This is a genomic window from Klebsiella sp. C360 (assembly GCF_048822415.1).
GTDB classification, from domain to species: Bacteria; Pseudomonadota; Gammaproteobacteria; order Enterobacterales; family Enterobacteriaceae; genus Klebsiella; species Klebsiella quasipneumoniae.
This window is the reverse complement of record NZ_JBMEZZ010000010.1, coordinates 113,117-133,417: the sequence shown is the minus strand read 5'-3', so window position 1 is coordinate 133,417 and position 20,301 is coordinate 113,117. Positions and strand designations below refer to the sequence as shown.

Genomic DNA, 20,301 nt, shown 5'->3' with positions numbered 1-20,301 from the left:
CTGACTTATTAAAACGATTCCTGAACACCGATCCTGACAGGGGCTGGATGCCGCCGGATCGCAACAAAATGTCTTAATAAGCCAGGCCAAATTATTCAGCCATGGCACAAGGGAAGAGCGATAAACAGGGTGGCGCAGAATGATAAACAACTACGATGTCACCCAGAAGTGCTCCACCTTGTAGACCCGACTCACCGCTCTGGGCGCTGAAGTGTTCGGGTATGAAACGCCCGACTGCGAACGTTTCTGGTGACAACCCAGGGGATTCAGCCCCTGTGGCCGGTGAGGAGCGTAACCAGACGCTCTTTCACCTCGGCGTTGCTCCCCCTCACGTATTTTCGCCGGACTGGTTCCTCCAATACGGTTACCTGGGCAACGCACCTCTTCTGGCAATTACCGACGTCTTTCACCTGGCCGGGGGAATAAGGACATTATATCCCCCGCGAATACCCTTTCGCTGTAGCGTGAAATGCGCGAGCAATAGATACTTACAATACGTAAGCACTGCGGATATATAAAGGCTTAACGCCAGCTATGTCAACGCTGCGGTTATGCGGATTTTTCATGCCCCTGCCGCTAACAGAAAAAAGCCTTATGATAGCTATACTAATGGGGCTTTTTACTCCGTTTTGACCCGATTCCTGACCGGCGTCAGGGACAAGTCACAAAAATCATCACAATTTTCCGTCACCGGCGCTACAATCGACCGAAGTCACAATCTCAAATCAGAAGAGTATTGCTAATGAAAAACATCAACCCAACGCAGACCTCTGCCTGGCAGGCATTACAGAAACACTTCGACGAAATGAAAGATGTCACTATCAGCGAGCTGTTCGCCAAAGATAGCGACCGTTTTTCTAAGTTTTCCGCGACGTTCGACGATCTGATGCTGGTGGACTTCTCCAAAAACCGCATCACCCAAGAGACGCTGGCTAAACTGCAGGATCTGGCGAAAGAGACCGATCTCGCAGGCGCCATCAAGTCGATGTTCTCCGGTGAAAAGATCAACCGCACCGAAGATCGCGCGGTACTCCACGTCGCGCTGCGCAACCGCAGCAATACGCCGATTGTGGTTGATGGCAAAGATGTGATGCCGGAAGTGAACGCTGTGCTGGAGAAGATGAAAGCCTTCTCTGAAGCGATTATCTCCGGCAGCTGGAAAGGCTACACCGGCAAACCGATCACCGACGTGGTCAACATTGGTATCGGTGGCTCCGACCTCGGTCCGTTCATGGTCACCGAAGCGCTGCGTCCGTATAAAAATCACCTCAACATGCACTTTGTCTCCAACGTCGATGGCACCCACATCGCCGAAGTGCTGAAGAACGTCAACCCGGAAACCACCCTGTTCCTGGTCGCGTCCAAAACCTTCACCACTCAGGAGACCATGACCAACGCCCACAGCGCGCGCGACTGGTTCCTGGCGACCGCGGGCGACGACAAGCATGTGGCTAAACACTTCGCGGCGCTCTCCACCAACGCGAAAGCGGTTGGCGAGTTCGGCATCGACACCGCCAACATGTTCGAATTCTGGGACTGGGTTGGCGGCCGTTACTCCCTGTGGTCGGCGATTGGCCTGTCCATCATTCTCTCCGTGGGCTTCGACAACTTCGTTGAGCTGCTGTCTGGCGCGCATGCGATGGATAAGCACTTCTCCACCACCCCGGCGGAGAAAAACCTGCCGGTGCTGCTGGCGCTGATCGGTATCTGGTACAACAACTTCTTCGGCGCGGAAACCGAAGCGATTCTGCCGTACGACCAGTACATGCACCGTTTTGCCGCCTACTTCCAGCAGGGCAACATGGAGTCCAATGGTAAGTATGTCGACCGTAACGGCCACGCCGTGGACTACCAGACTGGCCCGATTATCTGGGGCGAGCCGGGCACCAACGGTCAGCACGCGTTCTACCAGCTGATCCATCAGGGCACCAAAATGGTACCGTGCGATTTCATCGCCCCGGCTATCACCCACAACCCGCTCTCCGATCATCATCCGAAGCTGCTGTCCAACTTCTTCGCCCAGACCGAGGCCCTGGCCTTCGGTAAATCCCGTGAAGTGGTGGAGCAGGAATATCGCGATCAGGGTAAAGATCCGGCGACCCTGGAGCACGTGGTGCCGTTCAAAGTGTTCGAAGGCAACCGCCCGACTAACTCTATCCTGCTGCGTGAGATCACCCCGTTCAGCCTCGGGGCGCTGATTGCTCTGTACGAGCACAAAATCTTCACCCAGGGCGCGATCCTTAACATCTTCACTTTCGACCAGTGGGGCGTTGAGCTGGGCAAACAGCTGGCTAACCGCATCCTGCCGGAGCTGAAAGACGGCAGCGAAGTCAGCAGCCACGACAGCTCCACTAACGGTCTGATTAACCGTTATAAAGCCTGGCGCGCATAACGCTTGTGCCGTTAAGACGAAATGCCGACCTTATGGTCGGCATTTTTTTTACAGCCGCCGCAGCAGGCGGGCTGGATTCCCCGCCCACACGCCTTTCTCGGTGATGGACTTCGTCACCACGCTGCCCGCGCCAATCACCACGCCGTCGCAGATGCTGACGGCCAGAATCGTGGCGCCGCTACCGATCGACACGTCATCGCCAATCTCAATCCGCCCCCAGCTGGCGCGGTCGGCGTTTGGTTTGCCGTCGCGAAACAGGTCGTTGGCGAACATCACCCCGTGACCGATAAAACAGCGCCGGCCAATGGTGACGTACTCGCAGATAAAGGTATGCGACTGGATTTTACTCTCCGCGCCGATGCGGGTATTCCCCTGGATCTCAACGAACGGTCCAACGAAGACGTTATCACCCAGCGTGCAGTCGTACAGGTTGGCGGGCTGGTAAATAACGACATTTTTCCCACAGACGACGTTACGTACGCCGGTATCACGAAGCTCAGGCATAGTTCCTCTCACAGCGGTTTGGCCAGAATATGTAAGGTGCTTTGCTGGCTGGCGGAATGGAAAGTCGTGTCTCTGATGTGCTGCATCCCCTGGCGTTCGTAAAAACGGCGCGCGGCGGGATTCGCGGCGAGTACTTCCAGCCACAGCCAGCGTTCGCCGGCCGTTTTTGCTCGCGTCTCGACGGCGTGAAAAATCTGCTCGCCGTAGCGGTGGCCAGTCTCCCCCGGCATCAGGTAGAGCTTATGCAGCAGCGTACCCATCGTGCCATCTTCAGCCATTCGCTGCTGATAGCTATATTTAGCGAAACCAACGGGGGAAGCGGCTTCGGCGATGAGCCAATGATGGTTGGCATCGGTAAGACTCCGACGTAGCGCATCTTCGGCATATTCTTGCTTAAGAAATAACGCCAGTTCATCGGCATTGCGCCAGAGATGGGCGAAGTGGTGCTGGTAACTGGCATAACCCATCGCGCTCAGTTGTGGCGCGTCCTCGGGCAATGCCTTTCGGATAGTTAACATGCTGCGTTCCTCGGGTCGTTCAGTGGCTATAGTGCCTGTAATATGAACAACGTGGAACGACAAAAATCGGTGGGGAAGGGGCTGGAGGTTCTTCCTCCAGCCGGGGGGATTAACGGGCGAAAGCGATCGCTTCGATTTCGACGCCAGCGTCTTTCGGTAACCTGGCTACTTCCACGCAGGAGCGCGCCGGAAAGGCCGCCTGATGTTCGGTAAAGAAGGCCTCGTAGGCGGCATTAATGGCGGCAAAATCCGCCAGGTCTTTCACAAACACCGTGGTTTTGACGATCTGACCAACGGTGAGGCCGGCGGCTTCGACGATGGCTTTCACGTTCTCCAGCGACTGGCGCGTCTGTTCGGCAATGTCGTCGGGCATGGTGCCGTCCTGCGGATTAATGGGCAGCTGGCCGGAGGTGAGGGTCATCGCGCCGAGATTGACGCCCTGAACGTACGGACCAATCGCGGCGGGCGCGTCAGCGGTAGTAATAATCATGTGGTTACCCCTTCAAACAGTTACAGAAAATAATTCAACAGCACCAGCGAGCCGACGCCGCTCACCACCACCCACACCAGACCTAAACGGAAGCTGGCGAGCGTACAGATAATGGCGGCGATCACCTTCGGATTTTTTAAGTCGAACTCCATGCTGGAATTCACGCTCAGGATCTGAATGGTGATGATGGCCGGCAGGACGGTGACCGGCACGAAGCGCAATGTTTTGGTCACCCGCTCAGACATCTGGATCTTGCCGGCCAGGCCGATAAACGAGAAACGAATAAGAAAAGTGACCGCGGCCATGCCCAGCGTCAGGGCGATAAAATAGCTATTACTCATTTTCCAGCGCCTCCACTAACGGCATATCGGATTCGGTTGTTGCCCTCTGCTTGCGCTCTTCCGCCAGGTCGACGCACAGGCCGGCGAGGACGCCGAGCACGGAGGCGACGACGATACCCAGCGAGTAGGGCAGGACCACTAACAGCACGCCGGAAACGGCGGCCACTACCGCGGCGACGGTGCAGGCCTGGCTTTTAATTTGTGGCACCACGATGGCGATAAAGGCGGCGACCATGGCGAAATCAAGACCGTATTTCTCAATGTGGGGAAACGAGGCGCCGACCAGCGCGCCAAGAAAATCGGCCAGCACCCAAATCGCCCAGAAGGTGACCATCGCGGAACCATAAAACAGATATTTTTCCTTTTTATTTCCTTCCATCTCTTTAACGGTGGTGGCATACACCTCGTCGGTGAGCGCATAGGACATAAAGCATTTTTTAAAGAATGAGGCTTCGCGCACGGTGCCGGAAATAGAGGCGCTATACAGCACATGGCGAAGATTAATAATTAATGTGGTGAAAATAATCACGCCGAGCGTGGCGCCGGTTTTTAACATATTCAGTGCCAGCATTTGCGCCGAACCGGCAATCACAATCGCCGACCACGCGGTACTTTGCCAGACGCTCATGCCGGCGCTGACGCTTAATGCGCCAACAATGAACGAGAAAGGAAAGTCCCCGATGCACAGGGGCATAATGGCGCTGGCGCCGCGTAATATGACTTTTTTATTCATCGTAAAATACCTGTTGGTGCAGGCAATAAATCATTATTGCGTAGGGTACAAAAGGGCTGGTCTTATTTGCTGACCATAATGCGAATGATCTCTTTATCGGTTTGCGCCATAGGCTTAATCACGAGGCGGCACAGGTTATTAATCGACTGTTCGACGTCGGCGCAGACAATGCCGTCGTTGGCGCTGGCGCAGCGGTTTTGCATCGCCATCAACACAGATTTAAAGGCGCTGGAAACCACCGAGGAGACCTTCATCGCGCAGCTGTTGGAAGCGCCATCGCAAATCATGCCGGTAACATCGCTAATCATATTGATGATGGCGGTGTTGATGGTTTCGATATTGCGGGTAAACAGCCATGCCATACCGGCGGCGGCGCCCATGGCGGCGGTAGAGGCCGCGCACAGTGCGGACAGGCGGGTATAGCGCGAATGGATGGAAATGGCCGTCAGATGCGAGAGCGCCAGCGCGCGAGCGAGCGTCTCTTCATCGGCATTCAGATGCTCGGCGACGGTAACTACCGGCATGGTCGCCGCGATCCCCTGGTTGCCAGAGCCGAAGTTCGACATGGCGACCACCGGGGCTCCGCCCATACGCGCATCGGAAGCTGCGACGGTGTTGATAATGACCTCGCTCATTAAGTCATTACTTAACAAACCATTTTTAACGGCTTCAGAGAATGTTCCGTTAATATTCAACCCATACTTTTTCGATTTGCCTTCTGCAGCCAGTGCGCTATTGAGGCGGGCGGCTTCCAGAATAAACGTAATATTCTCAACCGGGGTGGAGATAATAAAGTCATACGCTTCCTGGAGAGAGAAAGTTGGCAGTTCAGTCTGCGCTGTGGCGCTATTTTCCCCGGCGTGTAATGGCTGCTGTTCGCCATTAATATATAACTCGACCACATTGGTATGCGTGCCTTTTACCACGACGCGACAGGTCTGGTCACCGGCGCTGAGGGTGAGATCGAGATGAATAAAGTCAGGCGTATCCTGGACGTCAATAGTAACGTGGCCGGCATCCACCAGCGCTTGTGCCTGTTCCACATGCTGTGAAGTAATGCCTGCCAGGGTCTGTAATCCCTTATCGGCATCGCCACCAAAGGCGCCGATGGCGGCGGCCAGCGCGACGCCATTAACTGTCGTGCCGGGAATCGTGACGCCCGTGGCGTTTTTATACAGGTTGGCAGAAATAAAACCGCTAATTTTTTCGCAGGGTGTCGCTAAATGTTTCGCGGCGTAAGCGGTGGTAAATGAAATAGCAACAGGTTCCGTACAACCTAATGCTGGTGCGACTTCTCGCTGTAGCCAGCGAATAAAAAGTGAGGATGCTTGGTCAGACATTATTATGATTCCTGGACGTAAGATGATGAGGAAATATGCTAAGGGAATCGGCAGAAAAAAACTTTCTCAAATAACCCTTTATTTATTGAGGTCTGGAGAAAAATTTTATTTTTAGCCTTATCTAAACATGCAGGCCTGTATGTAAATTAACTTATTGATTAACAATGATTGTGCAGGGATAGTTTTATACAAAAAAGGGGATTCAGTTATGTCGATCACACGCCGTTAAGGAGAGCATTTTTCTCTTTTGCCGAAATCCTGTCCTGAGGGCGCAAACGTGGAAAGCCCACGCGGTGAGGGGTAACTGTAGATCTGGATCACACTTTTGCGCTATACCGGACGCAACAAGGACTGATTATGAGGTGTGAATATGTCGTCGGTTTATCGCCCACTGGTGAATTTTATCGCCACTGCGATGCAAACGGTTTTGAATCTGGGGCTGCTGTGCCTGGGGATTATCCTGATCGTCTTCCTCGGTAAAGAGACGCTGCATCTGGCCGATGTCCTCTTTACCCCGGAGCCGACCAGTAAGTACCGGCTGGTGGAAGGACTGGTGGTCTACTTTCTCTACTTCGAATTTATTGCGCTGATCGTCAAGTATTTTCAGTCGGGGTTCCACTTCCCGCTGCGCTATTTCGTCTATATCGGCATCACCGCGATTGTGCGTTTGATCATCATCGATCATGAATCGCCGATGGCGGTGCTCATATACTCCGCCGCGATCCTGATCCTGGTGATTACGCTCTGGCTGTGTAACTCCAATCGCCTGAAACGCGAATAAAAAAAAAGCGGCCTCCAGGGCCGCTGACCAACAGTCACAAATAGAATTTATGTAGGGTCCAGTTGAGGATAGCAGTGGCATTGGCCTTACTTTTTCAGCTGAGGGCGACGGCGACAATACCCGGTTGGGGTCGTGTATTGCGGCTAGACCGTCGGCCCCCATCTGAAATTTGGGGCCGGTGTTACAAAAAAAACTTAACCTTTCACCCCACCCGCCGTCAGGCCGTTCACCAGCCAGCGCTGCGCCAGCAGGAACACTACCGTGATTGGGATGGCGGAGAGCACCGCCGCGGCGGCAAAATCGCCCCACAGATAGTTCTGCGGGTTGAGATACTGTTGCATACCTACCGCCAGGGTATAGCTGTTCACATCGCGCAGCAGCAGCGAGGCGACCGGCACTTCGGTGATGGCGGCGATGAACGACAGAATAAAGACCACCGCCAGAATCGGCACCGACAGCGGCAGCAGCACGAGGCGGAACGCCTGCCATGGGGTCGCGCCATCCAGCGCCGCCGCTTCTTCCAGCGAGCCATCGATGGTTTCGAAGTAGCCTTTAATCGTCCAGACGTGCAGGGCGATACCGCCCATGTAGGCAAAGATCACGCCGCCGTGGGTGTTGAGGCCGACGAACGGGATGTACTGGCCCAGGCGGTCAAACAACGCGTACAGGGCAACCAGCGACAGCACCGCCGGGAACATCTGGAAAATCAGCATCCCTTTCAGCAGGGTCGCTTTCCCCGGGAAGCGCATACGGGCAAAAGCGTAGGCACAGGTGGTGGAGAGGGCGACGATGCCGATCGCGGTAATCCCGGCGACCTTAATCGAGTTCCACAGCCACAGCAGGACCGGGAACGGCGGCGGCGTGACGCGGCCATCCGCGTGTTCGACGCTGAAGCCTAACGCCAGACGCCAGTGTTCCCAGGAGATGGTATCCGGGATCAGGCTGCCGGTGGCGAAGTTGCCTTCGCGCAGCGAGATGGCGATAACCATCAGCAGCGGAAACATAATCGCGGCGATAAAAATCAGTAGCAGGAGATGCGTGGTAAATAAACGTAGCTTCTGCGATTTGGGTTGGACCATAGCCATTATCGTTATCTCCCTTAATCAAACTTCATGCGTGTGGCTTTCAGGTTCACAATCGCTAACGCGCCAACCAGCAGGAAGATAAGCGTTGCGATAGCCGCCGCCAGGCCGAAGTCCTGACCGCCGCCGCCTTCAAAGGCGATACGGTAGGTGTAGCTCACCAGCAGGTCGGTATAACCGGCCGGGGTGGTGGTACCGAGACGGTCCGGACCGCCGTTGGTCAACAGTTGAATCAGGACGAAGTTGTTAAAGTTAAAGGCGAAGCTGGCGATCATCAGCGGCGTCAGCGGCTTAATCAGCAGCGGGAAGGTAATTTTAAAGAAGTTCTGGAACGGGCCGGCGCCATCCATTGCCGACGCTTCGTACAGATCGTCCGGAATCGCCTTCAGCAGCCCCATGCACAGGATCATCATGTACGGGTAGCCCAGCCAGGTGTTGACGATGATGATCATGGTGCGCGCGGTGGTCGGGTCGCTAAACCACGCCGGTTTAATGCCGAACAGCGCGCTGAGCATCATGTTGATTTCACCAAAGCTCTGGTTGAACAGGCCTTTGAAAATCAGAATCGAAATAAATGACGGTACGGCATACGGCAGAATCAGCAGGACACGGTAAATTGCTTTGCCTTTCAGCGCTTCCCACTGCACCAGGCAGGCGAGGATCATCCCCACCGCGACGGTCAGCACCACGGTCAGAACCGAGAACACCACCGTCCAGACGAAGATGGCGAAGAACGGTTTCTGGATGCCTTCATCGTGGAAGACGCGGGTAAAGTTATCCCAGCCGATAGTCACGGTGTAGCCCGGGCTCAGCTTTTCTGTGCCCCAGCTACCGTCGGCGTTGATTGCCTGGTAGAAACCAACGTCGTTGTTCGGGCGGTATTTGACGTGGGTTTGATTGTTGGTCAGCTCGCCGTTTTCGCCAAGCGTATACAGCGGTTGGGTGCCGGAGAACTGGCGCAGCGAGCTCATGATCACTTTGCTGTCATCAGGCAGTACGGCGGTCAGCTGGTTCAGCGCGGTGCGGTTCTGGGTAATGACGCGCAGGTTGGCGCGCTCGCCTTCCGGCAGGGCATCAGTTTCTTTTAACGCCAGCTTCTGCTCGCCGCCGAATTTAAAGGCGTCGGAAAGGTAGTTTTTACCGCTCTCGCCATCGGTCAGGGCCAGCTTCCACTCGTCGCCTGCCGGGATCAGCGTGAAGTTATAGGCTTTGCCGGCCTGGAAGGAGCGATCCATCAGCACCTGCTGCGCGCGCTCAAAGGTCAGCTGGTTGGTGCTGCTGTAGTTGGTGAACGCGATAGCGATAGTACAGATCAGCGGAAACAGGACAAACAGGCCCATGCCGGCGAGGCCGGGATAGACATAGCGCCAGGCATAGGCCTTGCGATTAGCGAAAATATACAGGCCAACTGAGCTTAAAATCAGCGTCATGATGGCGAACAGGTACTCCCCCTGGGCGTACATCAAAACAACAAGGTAACCCACCAGCAGGCACAGTAAGCCAATCACAGACCATGTGAGTTGCGGACTTTGCCACCAGTGTCTCTTTTTAACGGCATCCATGGGGATCATCCTCTACAGCGTTAAACATCTGTCGGCGTCAGTGCCTGATGGCGCTGCGCTTATCCGGCCTACGGATTGTGTAGGCCGGATAAGGCATTCATGCCGCCATCCGGCACGTACGCTACAGCATTACTTAGTGATACGGCTCTGGGCATCCTTCAGCGCAGCATCGACAGTCTGACGACCGCTGGCGGCGTTGATAACCGCGGTACGAACGGCATACCAGAAGGCAGACATCTGCGGGATGTTAGGCATAATTTCGCCTTTCTGGGCGTTCGCCATGGTGGCAGCGATGCGCGGATCTTTTTCCAGTTTTTCCTGGAAGGATTTCAGCGCCACCGCACCCAGCGGTTTGTCGTTGTTAACGGATTCCAGACCCTGATCGGTCATCAGGTAGTTTTCGAGGAACTCTTTCGCCAGCTCTTTGTTCGGGCTGGCGGCGTTGATCCCCGCGCTCAGCACGCCAACGAACGGTTTCGATGGTTTGCCTTTAAAGGTCGGCAGCAGGGTTACGCCGTAGTTAACCTTGCTCTTATCGATGTTAGACCACGCCCACGGACCGTTGATGGTCATCGCGGTTTCACCTTTGTTGAAGGCCGCTTCTGCGATGGAGTAATCGGTATCGGCATTCATGTGCTTGTTCTTGATCAGGTCAACCAGGAAGGTCAGGCCCGCTTTCGCGCCTGCGCTGTCCACGCCGACGTCTTTCACATCGTACTTGCCGTTTTCAAACTTGAACGCGTATCCGCCGTCGGCAGCGATCAGCGGCCAGGTGAAGTACGGTTCCTGCAGGTTGAACATCAGCGCGCTCTTACCTTTCGCTTTCAGTTCTTTATCCAGCGCCGGGATCTCTTCCCAGGTCTTCGGCGGGTTCGGCACCAGGTCTTTGTTGTAAATCAGGGACAGCGCTTCCACCGCGATCGGGTAGGCGATCAGTTTGCCGTTATAGCGAACGGCATCCCAGGTGAACGGATAGAGTTTGTCCTGGAACGCTTTGTCCGGGGTGATTTCCGCCAGCAGGCCGGACTGCGCGTAGCCGCCGAAACGGTCATGCGCCCAGAAGATGATGTCCGGGCCGTCGCCGGTCGCCGCAACCTGCGGGAATTTCTCTTCCAGCTTGTCCGGGTGTTCTACAGAAACTTTAATGCCGGTGTCTTTTTCAAACTTTTTACCCACTTCAGCGAGGCCGTTGTAGCCTTTGTCGCCGTTAATCCAGATAACCAGCTTACCTTCTTCAATTTTCGCGAGGGCAGAGGCGGAAAACATCATCGTGGTCAGTGCCGACAGCGCGAGGATGCGAGCGCCAGTTTTGATTTTCATATACCCGTCCTTTTTGGTGTTGTACTCGTGGATACACTTCGGTGGCTTAACGATGATGAGTTTCCTTTTTTAACAACCCCTTTCCATCCTCCCCAGGTCTACGCCCCACCCGCTGGTTGTGTGATCTCCATTGCAAAAACGGCCGTATTGCGTCCTGGAGCACAGAAAAAAGCGCCCAATTTTGTCGCCTCCATCACGAAATCACCCGCTGCCCGCCATCCCCCGCGGCGAGAGCCAATCTCTCATCCTCCCATCTCCTCCCCCATAAAAAAGCCGGGGGGTGGAGGATTTGCCCGGCTAATGAATGCCGCATAGTCGACCCATCTTGAATGTGACTGTTAGTGACAGGTTGTAACGAAGGGAGAAGGGCATGGCGAGCGTACAGCTGCGAAATGTAACGAAAGCCTGGGGTGACGTGGTGGTATCGAAAGATATCAATCTCGATATCCACGAAGGGGAATTCGTCGTGTTTGTCGGGCCATCGGGCTGCGGCAAATCTACCCTGCTGCGTATGATTGCCGGGTTAGAAACTATTACCAGCGGGGACCTGTTTATCGGTGACACCCGCATGAACGAGATCCCACCGGCAGAACGCGGCGTTGGGATGGTATTCCAGTCTTATGCGCTCTATCCCCACCTTTCCGTTGCGGAAAATATGTCGTTTGGCCTGAAGCTGGCCGGCGCGAAAAAAGATCTGATTAACCAGCGGGTGACCCAGGTGGCGGAAGTGCTGCAGCTGGCCCATCTGCTGGAGCGTAAACCGAAAGCCCTCTCCGGCGGTCAGCGCCAGCGTGTGGCGATTGGCCGTACGCTGGTGGCTGAGCCGAGCGTCTTCCTGCTGGATGAGCCGCTCTCCAACCTCGATGCCGCCCTGCGCGTTCAGATGCGTATCGAAATCTCCCGTCTGCATAAGCGACTGGGCCGCACCATGATCTATGTGACCCACGATCAGGTGGAAGCGATGACCCTCGCGGACAAGATCGTGGTCCTCGACGCCGGCCGTGTGGCGCAGGTCGGGAAACCGCTGGAACTCTATCACTATCCGGCTGACCGCTTCGTCGCCGGCTTTATCGGTTCACCGAAGATGAACTTCCTGCCGGTCAAAGTCACCGCGACGGCTATCGATCAGGTGCAGGTTGAACTGCCAAACCGTCAGCAAATCTGGCTACCGGTGGACAGCGCCAACGTTCAGGCGGGCGCCAACATGTCCTTAGGTATCCGCCCGGAGCATTTACTGCCCAGCGATATCGCCGATGTGACCCTCGAAGGCGAGGTTCAGGTTGTCGAGCAGTTAGGTCACGAAACGCAAATTCATATCCAGATCCCCGCCATCCGTCAAAACCTGGTCTACCGCCAGAACGACGTGGTGTTGGTAGAAGAGGGAGCCACATTCGCTATCGGTTTGCCGCCAGAACGTTGCCATTTATTCCGTGAGGATGGCACCGCTTGTCGTCGGCTGCATAAAGAGCCGGGCGTGTAAGGCTTCCCATTAAAAAAAGGCGCGAACCCGGCTGGCGGTACACCGGCGAAGCGTGCAAAGAAAAGCAATGATCTCAGGAGATAGAATGATGATTACTCTGCGCAAACTTCCACTGGCGGTCGCCGTCGCGGCAGGCGTTATGTCTGCTCAGGCGCTGGCTGTCGATTTCCATGGCTACGCGCGTTCCGGCATTGGCTGGACCGGCAGCGGCGGCGAGCAACAGTGCTTCAAAGCGACCGGCGCTCAAAGTAAATACCGTCTTGGTAACGAATGTGAAACCTATGCGGAACTGAAGCTGGGCCAGGAGCTGTGGAAGGAAGGAGATAAGAGTTTTTATTTCGATACTAACGTTGCCTATTCCGTGAATCAGGAAGATGACTGGGAAAGCACCTCTCCGGCGTTCCGTGAAGCCAACATCCAGGGTAAAAACCTGATCGACTGGCTGCCGGGCTCCACGCTGTGGGCGGGTAAACGCTTCTATCAGCGTCATGACGTTCACATGATCGACTTCTACTACTGGGATATCTCCGGCCCGGGTGCAGGTCTGGAAAACGTTGACCTTGGCTTCGGTAAGCTCTCTCTGGCCGCTACCCGTAACTCAGAAAGCGGCGGCTCTTATACTTTCTCCAGCGATGACACCAAGAAATATGCTGCGAAAACTGCCAACGACGTCTTTGACATCCGTCTGGCGGGCCTGGAAACCAACCCGGGCGGCGTGCTGGAGTTAGGCGTCGATTACGGCCGTGCGAACCCGCAGGATGACTATCGCCTGGAAGACGGCGCGTCGAAAGACGGCTGGATGTGGACCGGTGAACATACTCAGTCCATCTGGGGCGGCTTCAACAAGTTTGTGGTTCAGTACGCCACTGACGCAATGACCTCCTGGAACAGCGGCCACTCTCAGGGAACCAGCATCGATAACAACGGCAGCATGATCCGCGTTCTGGATCACGGCGCGATGGACTTCAACGATGACTGGGGCCTGATGTACGTTGCGATGTACCAGGACGTGGATCTGGACAGCAAAAACGGCTCCACCTGGTACACCGTGGGTGTTCGTCCGATGTACAAATGGACGCCGATCATGAGCACCCAGCTGGAAATCGGTTACGACAACGTGAAATCTCAGCGTACCAGCGAAAACAACAACCAGTACAAAATTACTCTGGCTCAACAGTGGCAGGCAGGCAACAGCGTCTGGTCTCGTCCGGCTATCCGTATCTTCGCAACCTACGCGAAGTGGGATGAAAACTGGGGCTACAGCAACACCTCTGGTCTGCAGACGAAAGACAGCAGCGGAAGCGGCGCTTTCACCTCCAGCCGCGGTGACGACAGCGAAGTTACCTTCGGTGCCCAGATGGAAGTGTGGTGGTAATACCGTCCGCAGGACGGGTGTAACCTGGGAGGGGCATCGGCCCCTCCTGACTATTCAGGGTTAGCGCGCTATTGCCTGGCTACCGCTAAACCGATGCTATCCAAGGTGAGAAGAATGAAAATGAAGAAAACTCTCGTCGCTCTGTGTTTATCCGCAGGGATGTTGGCATGCGTGCCGGGGATGAGCCTTGCCGATGTTAACTTTGTACCGCAGAACACCAGCGCCGCGCCGTCTATTCCAGCCAGCGCGCTGCAGCAGCTGATCTGGACGCCTGCCGATCAATCGAAGACGCAGAGCGTAGATTTAACCACCGGCGGTCAACGCCTGGATGTTCCAGGGATCGTCGGACCGGTCGCCGCCTGGAGCGTGCCGGCCAATATCGGTGAGCTGACCCTGACCCTCGACAGCGAACTGAACAAACATAAACAGATTTTTGCGCCGAACGTGCTGATTCTCGACCAGAACATGACGCCAGCGGCGTTCTTTCCCAGCAACTACTTTACCTATCAGCAGCCGGGCGTGATGACTGCCGATCGCCTGGGCGGTGTGATGCGCCTGACCCCGGCGCTGGGCCAGCAGAAGCTCTATGTGCTGGTGTTTACCACTGAGAAAGATCTCCAGCAGACCACCACCCTGCTGGATCCGGCGAAGGCCTATGCCAAAGGCGCAGGCAATGCGGCGCCGGACATCCCGGATCCGATCGCCAAACATACCACCGATGGCGTGCTGAAGCTGAAAGTGAAAACCAACAGCACCTCCAGCGTGCTGGTGGGGCCGCTGTTCGGCTCCTCCGGCCCGGGCCCGGTCACCGTCGGTAACACCGCGGCGCCGGTAGCTGCGCCAGCCGCCGCAGCCGCTGCGGCGCCGGCCGCCAAAAGCGAACCGATGCTCAGCGATACCGAGACCTACTTCAACAACGGTATTAAGCAGGCGGTGAAACAAGGTGACATCGACAAAGCCCTGAAATTGATGAACGAAGCTGAGCGCCTCGGCTCCAAATCCGCTCGTTCCACCTTTATCAGCAGTGTAAAAGGCAAGGGGTAATCGTCTCCCCACAATGCTGATGTTTAGGCACAGCCTTTAGGTGCATCCTCCGGGATGCACCTTTTTTTGCACGCGCGGCGGTCTGTTGCATGGCTGTTGCGTGAATGATCGTATATTGACGTTTGCCCGCCACCAACCGCCTATTCTGCGATACAATGCTCTCACGTTATGTACCGGAGAATCAGGCATGTCCCATCCTGCGCTTACGCGACTGCGTGCGCTGCGCTATTTTGCCGTTATGCCGCCCCTGGCGACGCCCCTGAGTGACTGGCTGCTGCTGGAGGACTCAATGACCCAGCGTTTTGAGCAACAAGGAAAGCAGGTCACCGTCACCCTGGTTAACGAAGGGTATATCGGGCGTGAGGCGCTGGCTGACGAAGCGGCGCTGTTGCCCGACGAGCCGCGCTACTGGCTGCGGGAGATTATACTCAATGCCGATGGCGAGCCCTGGCTGGCCGGGCGCACGGTGGTGCCGGAGTCGACGCTGTGTGGGCCGGAGCTGGCGCTACAGCAGCTCGGGCAGACCCCGCTGGGCCGATACCTGTTCACGTCGTCGACGTTAACCCGCGATTTTATTGAAATTGGTCGCGATGCAGCGCTGTGGGGGCGTCGTTCCCGCCTGCGGCTGAGCGGCAAACCCCTGCTGCTGACCGAGCTGTTTTTGCCTGCGTCGCCGTTGTACTAAGAGGAAGAAAAAATGGAGTGGAGTCTGTCGCAGAATAAGCTGTTGGCGTTTCATCGCCTGATGCGCACTGACAAACCGATCGGCGCCTTGCTGCTGCTGTGGCCGACGCTGTGGGCGCTGTGGGTGGCCTCGCCGGGCGTCCCGCCGCTGTGGATCCTGGCGGTATTCGTCGCCGGCGTCTGGCTGATGCGCGCCGCCGGCTGCGTGGTGAATGACTATGCCGATCGAAAATTTGATGGTCACGTAAAGCGTACCGCCCGCCGTCCGCTGCCGAGCGGCGACGTCACCGAGAAAGAGGCGCGAACGCTGTTTATCGTTCTGGTGCTGCTCTCCTTCCTGCTGGTGCTCACCCTCAACACTATGACGATTTTGCTGTCGGTGGCGGCGCTGGCGCTGGCGTGGGTCTATCCGTTTATGAAGCGCTACACCCATCTGCCGCAGGTGGTGCTGGGGGCGGCCTTTGGCTGGTCGATCCCGATGGCCTTCTCGGCCGTCAGCGAATCGCTGCCGCTGAGCTGCTGGCTGATGTTCCTCGCCAACATTCTGTGGGCGGTGGCCTACGATACCCAGTATGCGATGGTGGATCGCGATGATGACGTCAAGATCGGCATTAAATCGACGGCGATCCTGTTCGGCGAAAACGATCGTCTGATTATCGGTATCCTGCAGGTGGCCGTGCTGGCGCTGATGGGCGCGGTAGGCTGGCTGAACGGGCTGGGCTGGGAATACTACTGGTCGCTGTTCGTGGCGGCGGGTCTGTTTGGCTGGCAGCAGAAGCTTATCTTCAATCGCGACCGCGATAACTGCTTTAAAGCGTTTATGAACAATAACTACGTCGGGCTGGTGCTGTTCCTCGGCCTGGCGATGAGCTACCTGTAAAATCCCTGTCCCCATCCCCCCGGTTTGCCGGGGGGCGAGGAGGACAGCAAACGCCGCGTTACGCGTCGTCCTGCGTGACGCTTTCGATCGTCAGACGTACATCCGACGTAATCAAATCCGCCAGCATCCGATAGACCTTCAGGGTCTCTTCCGGCTCGGCATCGCCCGTATCGCTGATATAACCTTCATCGCGCAGGGTCAGCACCAGGGTACTGAATACCGCTTTATCGAAGAACTCCGGCGCGTTGATGCCATGCAGCACCGACAGGCGCTGAGCCACGGTACGGCTCTCTTTCTCCAGCGAGCTGCGGTTGATAGACGGGTTAGCGCTCAGCAGCCAGAAGGTAATGGCGTAGCGCTGCAGCGTCTCGCGGGCGCCTGCGGCCAACAGCTGCAGAGAGCGAGAGTGCGACGGGTTGAGGCTCATCACATCGCCATCGATGACGATCAGCTCCTGACGCAGCATCTCGGCAATCAGCGCATCCATCACTCCGGCCAGCTCCGCTTTCTCCCAGCGCAGGAACAGCTCGGCTTTGAGGAACGGATAGAGCGTTTCCACATGGCGCAGCACTTCGGCGCGGCTGAGATGACGATGCTGAGTCACCAGGGCGGCTAACAGCGACGGCATCACCAGCATATGGGCGATGTTGTTGCGATAGTAGGTCATCAGCACCGCCTGCTCGCGCGGCAGAATGATGATGTCGCCAATGGTGTCTTTCTCGACTTCAAACTTGTTCATCTGCAGCGCGTGGTCGATAAGTTCGCTGGCCGAAGCGGACGGCGCGGTGGCATCCGGCGAATAGGGCACATTGCGCAGCAGCGCGAGGTAACACTCCAGCTGCTGGGTGAGCTGCTCACGGGTCAGCGAACGCTGGCGGGAGGCCAGCAGCGCCGTACAGCAGAGGTTCATGGCGTTGGCCGCGCCGGCGTTGTTGATGCGTACCATCAGGTCAGCGGCGATGTTATTCACCGTCGGCGTCAGCCAGGAAGGGCGGACCGCTTCGATCGGGTCAATCGCTTCCCGCCACTCCGGCACATGGTGGTTCAGATAGGTCATCAGCGGCAGCGGTTCGCCGAAGTTAACGTAGCCCTGGCCAAGATTGCGCAGCTTGCTTAAGCCGCGCACCATCTGCGGCAGACTCTCTTTCTCTTTGGTGGCGCCGCGCAGCTCTTTGGCATAGGTCCCTACCTCCATCACGTGCTCGTAGCCGATGTAAATCGGCACCAGGGTGATCGGCCGGGTGCCGCCGCGCAGCATCGCCTGGATGGTCATCGACAGCGTACCGGTCTTCGGATCGAGCAGACGGCCGGTACGGGAGCGGCCGCCTTCGACGAAATACTCTACGGAATAGCCGCGGCTGAACAGTTCGCCAAGGTACTCGCGGAACACCGTGGAGTAGAGCTTATTGCCCTTAAAGGTGCGGCGAATAAAGAACGCGCCGAGGCGGCGGAAGATTGGCCCGGCTGGCCAGAAGTTAAGGTTGATACCCGCCGCGATATGCGGTGGCACCAGCCCCTGGTGGTACAGGACGTAAGAGAGCAGCAGATAGTCCATGTGGCTGCGGTGGCAGGGGACATAGACAATCTCATGGCCATCGTGCGCCAGCTGGCGTACGCGCTCGGCGTTATGCACGTTGATGCCCTGGTACAGGCGGTTCCAGGTGAAGCCGAGAATGCGGTCGGTCAGGCGGATCATCTCGTAAGAGAAGTTCGCGGCAATCTCTTCCATCAGCGCAATCGCGTTCTGCTGGGCCTTCTCGTGGGAAATTTTCTTGCTGCGCGCTTCGTCTTCCACCGCCCGGGCAATGGCCTTCGACGCCAGCAGCTTGTTAAACAGATCCTGGCGGGCCGGCAGACGCGGGCCGACGGCGGCCAGGCGCTGGCGGGCAAAATGCATCCGCGCGACGCGAGCCAGTTTCTGGGCGATGATCTTATCGGTACCGTGCTCATCCGCCATGCGGCGCAGCGATACGGAAGGCGAGAAGCGCACGAAGCTGTCGCGGCCGAGCCAGGAGACGGCGAAAAATTTCTGAATGCCGTTAAGCATCCGCAGCGGCGGATTAACTTCCCCTTTCTCACGACCCGGCGAGCGGCCGAACATCACCGACACCGGCACCATTTGCACATCGAGATCCGGATGGTTGCGGTGCAGATCGAGGTAGTCGTGGAACAGCTTGATGGACTCTTCTTTTGGCGTGTAGTAGGTGAATACGCGCGGCCCGCCGTGGATGAATACGTAGCGCGGCAGCAGGGCGCCGTCGATTTCCAGCGGTTCAAGCGGGTCAGGTAAATCATGCGCCAGACATTGGGCGCGCAGCGTCAGCAGGTCCGCCTTGGAGTTATAGGGCAGGACGTACATGACCGGACGCGAGGTATCGAGTCCTAATTCCTGAGCAGGCTCTGCCGGAATAGACTTGCTTTTTACCAGCACCCGTAATGGTAAATTCAGTAATTTATAGTAAATTCGTTGCCAGCCGGACATAAACGATGTGAAGCCTCTGGTTAATCATGCAAATGCGCGGCAAGAATAACAGAAAGCGGGCAAAATTTCCGTTACCGCGCGGCAAACGCGTACACTCATCGACGTCATTTACATAAAAAGGTTTTGTGATGGCCAATAATACCACCGGGTTAACCCGAATCATTAAGGCGGCAGGTTACTCCTGGAAAGGATTTCGCGCGGCGTGGATCAACGAGGCCGCGTTTCGTCAGGAAGGTGTCGCCGCCATCGTGGCCGTCGCGATAGCCTGCTGGCTGGACGTCGACGCCATCACCCGCGTATTGCTGATTGGCTCGGTCCTGCTAGTGATGATAGTCGAAATTCTCAACAGCGCGATTGAGGCGGTCGTGGACCGTATTGGCTCGGATTATCACGAGCTTTCAGGGCGCGCCAAAGACATGGGGTCGGCGGCGGTCCTGCTGGCGATTATCATCGCGCTGATCACCTGGGGAACGCTGCTGTGGAGCCATTATCACTAACGTTCTTCGCTAACCCTCGCAAAATATAAACAATCTGCCGATTTTTGTGTGCCATGTGGTTCCAAAATCACCGTTAGCTGTATATACTCACAGCATAACTGTATATACACCCAGGGGGCGGAATGAAAGCGTTAACGACCAGGCAGCAAGAGGTGTTTGATCTCATTCGGGATCATATCAGCCAGACGGGCATGCCGCCGACGCGTGCGGAGATTGCTCAGCGCTTGGGGTTCCGTTCCCCAAACGCGGCGGAAGAACACCTGAAAGCGCTGGCGCGTAAAGGCGCAATCGAGATCGTCTCCGGCGCCTCGCGCGGTATCCGCCTGCTGACGGAAGAAGAGCACGGCCTGCCGCTGATCGGCCGCGTCGCCGCCGGTGAGCCGCTGCTGGCGCAGCAGCATATTGAAGGCCACTATCAGGTCGACCCGTCGATGTTCAAGCCCAACGCCGATTTTCTGCTGCGCGTCAGCGGGATGTCGATGAAAGACATCGGTATTCTGGATGGCGATCTGCTGGCGGTCCACAAAACCCAGGATGTGCGTAACGGCCAGGTGGTGGTAGCGCGCATTGACGATGAAGTGACGGTGAAGCGCCTGAAAAAGCAGGGCAACGTCGTCGAATTGTTGCCGGAAAACAGCGAATTTACCCCTATCGTTGTCGATCTGCGTCAGCAGAGTTTTACCATTGAGGGTCTGGCCGTTGGCGTGATCCGTAATGGAGAATGGCTGTAACGCCTGCCCCCGCGCAGCGTCATCTGATGCATGACGCTGCGACGTTTGTCCTCAATCAGGTCTCC

The 20,301-nt window shown here is 56.5% G+C and carries 19 protein-coding genes and 1 riboswitch; of the genes, 9 read left to right on the top strand and 10 right to left on the bottom strand.

The genetic code is table 11. The annotated features are described in order from the left end of the window. Positions 1-158: 158 nt before the first annotated feature. Positions 159-394, bottom strand: a riboswitch (Lysine riboswitch). Positions 395-742: 348 nt separating this feature from the next. Beyond that, positions 743-2,392 (top strand): glucose-6-phosphate isomerase, encoded by a 1,650-nt coding sequence (pgi, locus tag ACOI7D_RS21965; RefSeq protein ID WP_109546752.1) that lies wholly within the window; start codon positions 743-745, stop codon positions 2,390-2,392. A gap of 48 nt (positions 2,393-2,440) precedes the next feature. On the opposite strand, the gene ACOI7D_RS21960 is transcribed toward pgi, so the two are convergent. From ACOI7D_RS21960 to ACOI7D_RS21935, 6 genes are all read right to left on the bottom strand, one after another. Beyond that, positions 2,441-2,896 carry an acyltransferase gene (locus ACOI7D_RS21960; RefSeq protein WP_032454553.1) on the bottom strand — a complete coding sequence of 152 codons (456 nt, stop codon included), beginning with the start codon at positions 2,894-2,896 and terminating at the stop codon, positions 2,441-2,443. A gap of 8 nt (positions 2,897-2,904) precedes the next feature. After that, positions 2,905-3,414 (bottom strand): GNAT family N-acetyltransferase, encoded by a 510-nt coding sequence (locus ACOI7D_RS21955; protein WP_101977424.1) that lies wholly within the window; start codon positions 3,412-3,414, stop codon positions 2,905-2,907. Positions 3,415-3,523: 109 nt separating this feature from the next. After that, complete coding sequence (locus ACOI7D_RS21950) at positions 3,524-3,904, bottom strand: RidA family protein (protein ID WP_023291620.1); 381 nt, start codon at positions 3,902-3,904, stop codon at positions 3,524-3,526. Between the two features lie 20 nt (positions 3,905-3,924). After that, positions 3,925-4,245: an AzlD domain-containing protein gene (locus tag ACOI7D_RS21945; RefSeq protein WP_004206276.1), complete on the bottom strand. Its 321-nt coding sequence runs from the start codon at positions 4,243-4,245 to the stop codon at positions 3,925-3,927. Beyond that, on the bottom strand, positions 4,238-4,978 hold the full coding sequence (locus ACOI7D_RS21940; RefSeq protein WP_109546751.1) for an AzlC family ABC transporter permease: 741 nt from the start codon (positions 4,976-4,978) through the stop codon (positions 4,238-4,240). The genes ACOI7D_RS21945 and ACOI7D_RS21940 overlap by 8 nt, the downstream gene beginning before the upstream one ends. Before the next feature lie 62 nt (positions 4,979-5,040). Then, a complete protein-coding gene (locus ACOI7D_RS21935; RefSeq protein ID WP_023291622.1) occupies positions 5,041-6,318 on the bottom strand; it encodes a serine dehydratase subunit alpha family protein in 1,278 nt (425 codons plus the stop codon). A 370-nt stretch (positions 6,319-6,688) separates the two neighbouring features. Here ACOI7D_RS21935 and psiE point away from each other — a divergent pair, with 370 nt between their 5' ends. After that, complete coding sequence (gene psiE / locus ACOI7D_RS21930; RefSeq protein ID WP_004206282.1) at positions 6,689-7,099, top strand: phosphate-starvation-inducible protein PsiE; 411 nt, start codon at positions 6,689-6,691, stop codon at positions 7,097-7,099. Between the two features lie 194 nt (positions 7,100-7,293). On the opposite strand, the gene malG is transcribed toward psiE, so the two are convergent. The 3 genes from malG to malE all read right to left on the bottom strand — a co-directional run bounded on the left by malG (position 7,294) and on the right by malE (position 11,063). Then, entirely contained in the window at positions 7,294-8,184 is an 891-nt protein-coding gene (gene malG, locus ACOI7D_RS21925; protein ID WP_002884725.1) for a maltose ABC transporter permease MalG, read from the bottom strand. A gap of 14 nt (positions 8,185-8,198) precedes the next feature. Next, positions 8,199-9,743: a maltose ABC transporter permease MalF gene (gene malF / locus ACOI7D_RS21920; RefSeq protein WP_023291623.1), complete on the bottom strand. Its 1,545-nt coding sequence runs from the start codon at positions 9,741-9,743 to the stop codon at positions 8,199-8,201. Between the two features lie 129 nt (positions 9,744-9,872). Continuing rightward, a complete protein-coding gene (gene malE, locus ACOI7D_RS21915; protein WP_004206285.1) occupies positions 9,873-11,063 on the bottom strand; it encodes a maltose/maltodextrin ABC transporter substrate-binding protein MalE in 1,191 nt (396 codons plus the stop codon). Between the two features lie 370 nt (positions 11,064-11,433). Between malE and malK the strand changes: the two genes are divergently transcribed. The 5 genes from malK (at position 11,434) to ubiA (ending at position 16,526) form a co-directional block, all read left to right on the top strand. Continuing rightward, a complete protein-coding gene (gene malK / locus ACOI7D_RS21910) occupies positions 11,434-12,543 on the top strand; it encodes a maltose/maltodextrin ABC transporter ATP-binding protein MalK (protein WP_002884743.1) in 1,110 nt (369 codons plus the stop codon). An 85-nt stretch (positions 12,544-12,628) separates the two neighbouring features. Further along, positions 12,629-13,918: a maltoporin gene (locus ACOI7D_RS21905; protein WP_002884747.1), complete on the top strand. Its 1,290-nt coding sequence runs from the start codon at positions 12,629-12,631 to the stop codon at positions 13,916-13,918. Positions 13,919-14,032: 114 nt separating this feature from the next. After that, on the top strand, positions 14,033-14,962 hold the full coding sequence (malM, locus tag ACOI7D_RS21900) for a maltose operon protein MalM (protein ID WP_008807310.1): 930 nt from the start codon (positions 14,033-14,035) through the stop codon (positions 14,960-14,962). A gap of 187 nt (positions 14,963-15,149) precedes the next feature. Next, the gene (ubiC, locus tag ACOI7D_RS21895) at positions 15,150-15,647 is read left to right on the top strand and encodes a chorismate lyase (RefSeq protein ID WP_048296430.1); all 498 of its coding nucleotides are present in this window, start codon (positions 15,150-15,152) and stop codon (positions 15,645-15,647) included. A gap of 12 nt (positions 15,648-15,659) precedes the next feature. Then, on the top strand, positions 15,660-16,526 hold the full coding sequence (gene ubiA / locus ACOI7D_RS21890) for a 4-hydroxybenzoate octaprenyltransferase (RefSeq protein ID WP_002884808.1): 867 nt from the start codon (positions 15,660-15,662) through the stop codon (positions 16,524-16,526). A 58-nt stretch (positions 16,527-16,584) separates the two neighbouring features. Here the strand turns inward: ubiA and plsB are convergent, their stop codons facing one another. After that, entirely contained in the window at positions 16,585-19,008 is a 2,424-nt protein-coding gene (gene plsB / locus ACOI7D_RS21885; RefSeq protein WP_017900122.1) for a glycerol-3-phosphate 1-O-acyltransferase PlsB, read from the bottom strand. A gap of 128 nt (positions 19,009-19,136) precedes the next feature. Between plsB and ACOI7D_RS21880 the strand changes: the two genes are divergently transcribed. Together ACOI7D_RS21880 and lexA are read left to right on the top strand one after the other, a co-directional pair. Then, positions 19,137-19,505, top strand: coding sequence for a diacylglycerol kinase (locus ACOI7D_RS21880; protein ID WP_004206290.1), 369 nt, complete (start codon positions 19,137-19,139; stop codon positions 19,503-19,505). 122 nt (positions 19,506-19,627) lie between these two features. Next, the gene (lexA, locus tag ACOI7D_RS21875; protein ID WP_004206291.1) at positions 19,628-20,236 is read left to right on the top strand and encodes a transcriptional repressor LexA; all 609 of its coding nucleotides are present in this window, start codon (positions 19,628-19,630) and stop codon (positions 20,234-20,236) included. Positions 20,237-20,301 lie beyond the last annotated feature (65 nt).

Coding starts and splice junctions, on each gene's coding strand:
- malM (WP_008807310.1), top strand. CDS start 14,033: ATGAAAATGAAGAAAACTCTCGTCGCTCTGTGTTTATCCGCAGGGATG.
- ACOI7D_RS21945 (WP_004206276.1), bottom strand. CDS start 4,245: ATGAGTAATAGCTATTTTATCGCCCTGACGCTGGGCATGGCCGCGGTC.
- malF (WP_023291623.1), bottom strand. CDS start 9,743: ATGGATGCCGTTAAAAAGAGACACTGGTGGCAAAGTCCGCAACTCACA.
- lexA (WP_004206291.1), top strand. CDS start 19,628: ATGAAAGCGTTAACGACCAGGCAGCAAGAGGTGTTTGATCTCATTCGG.
- ubiC (WP_048296430.1), top strand. CDS start 15,150: ATGTCCCATCCTGCGCTTACGCGACTGCGTGCGCTGCGCTATTTTGCC.
- psiE (WP_004206282.1), top strand. CDS start 6,689: ATGTCGTCGGTTTATCGCCCACTGGTGAATTTTATCGCCACTGCGATG.
- ACOI7D_RS21955 (WP_101977424.1), bottom strand. CDS start 3,414: ATGTTAACTATCCGAAAGGCATTGCCCGAGGACGCGCCACAACTGAGC.
- ubiA (WP_002884808.1), top strand. CDS start 15,660: ATGGAGTGGAGTCTGTCGCAGAATAAGCTGTTGGCGTTTCATCGCCTG.
- ACOI7D_RS21950 (WP_023291620.1), bottom strand. CDS start 3,904: ATGATTATTACTACCGCTGACGCGCCCGCCGCGATTGGTCCGTACGTT.
- ACOI7D_RS21905 (WP_002884747.1), top strand. CDS start 12,629: ATGATGATTACTCTGCGCAAACTTCCACTGGCGGTCGCCGTCGCGGCA.
- malE (WP_004206285.1), bottom strand. CDS start 11,063: ATGAAAATCAAAACTGGCGCTCGCATCCTCGCGCTGTCGGCACTGACC.
- ACOI7D_RS21960 (WP_032454553.1), bottom strand. CDS start 2,896: ATGCCTGAGCTTCGTGATACCGGCGTACGTAACGTCGTCTGTGGGAAA.
- ACOI7D_RS21940 (WP_109546751.1), bottom strand. CDS start 4,978: ATGAATAAAAAAGTCATATTACGCGGCGCCAGCGCCATTATGCCCCTG.
- pgi (WP_109546752.1), top strand. CDS start 743: ATGAAAAACATCAACCCAACGCAGACCTCTGCCTGGCAGGCATTACAG.
- malG (WP_002884725.1), bottom strand. CDS start 8,184: ATGGCTATGGTCCAACCCAAATCGCAGAAGCTACGTTTATTTACCACG.
- plsB (WP_017900122.1), bottom strand. CDS start 19,008: ATGTCCGGCTGGCAACGAATTTACTATAAATTACTGAATTTACCATTA.
- ACOI7D_RS21880 (WP_004206290.1), top strand. CDS start 19,137: ATGGCCAATAATACCACCGGGTTAACCCGAATCATTAAGGCGGCAGGT.
- ACOI7D_RS21935 (WP_023291622.1), bottom strand. CDS start 6,318: ATGTCTGACCAAGCATCCTCACTTTTTATTCGCTGGCTACAGCGAGAA.
- malK (WP_002884743.1), top strand. CDS start 11,434: ATGGCGAGCGTACAGCTGCGAAATGTAACGAAAGCCTGGGGTGACGTG.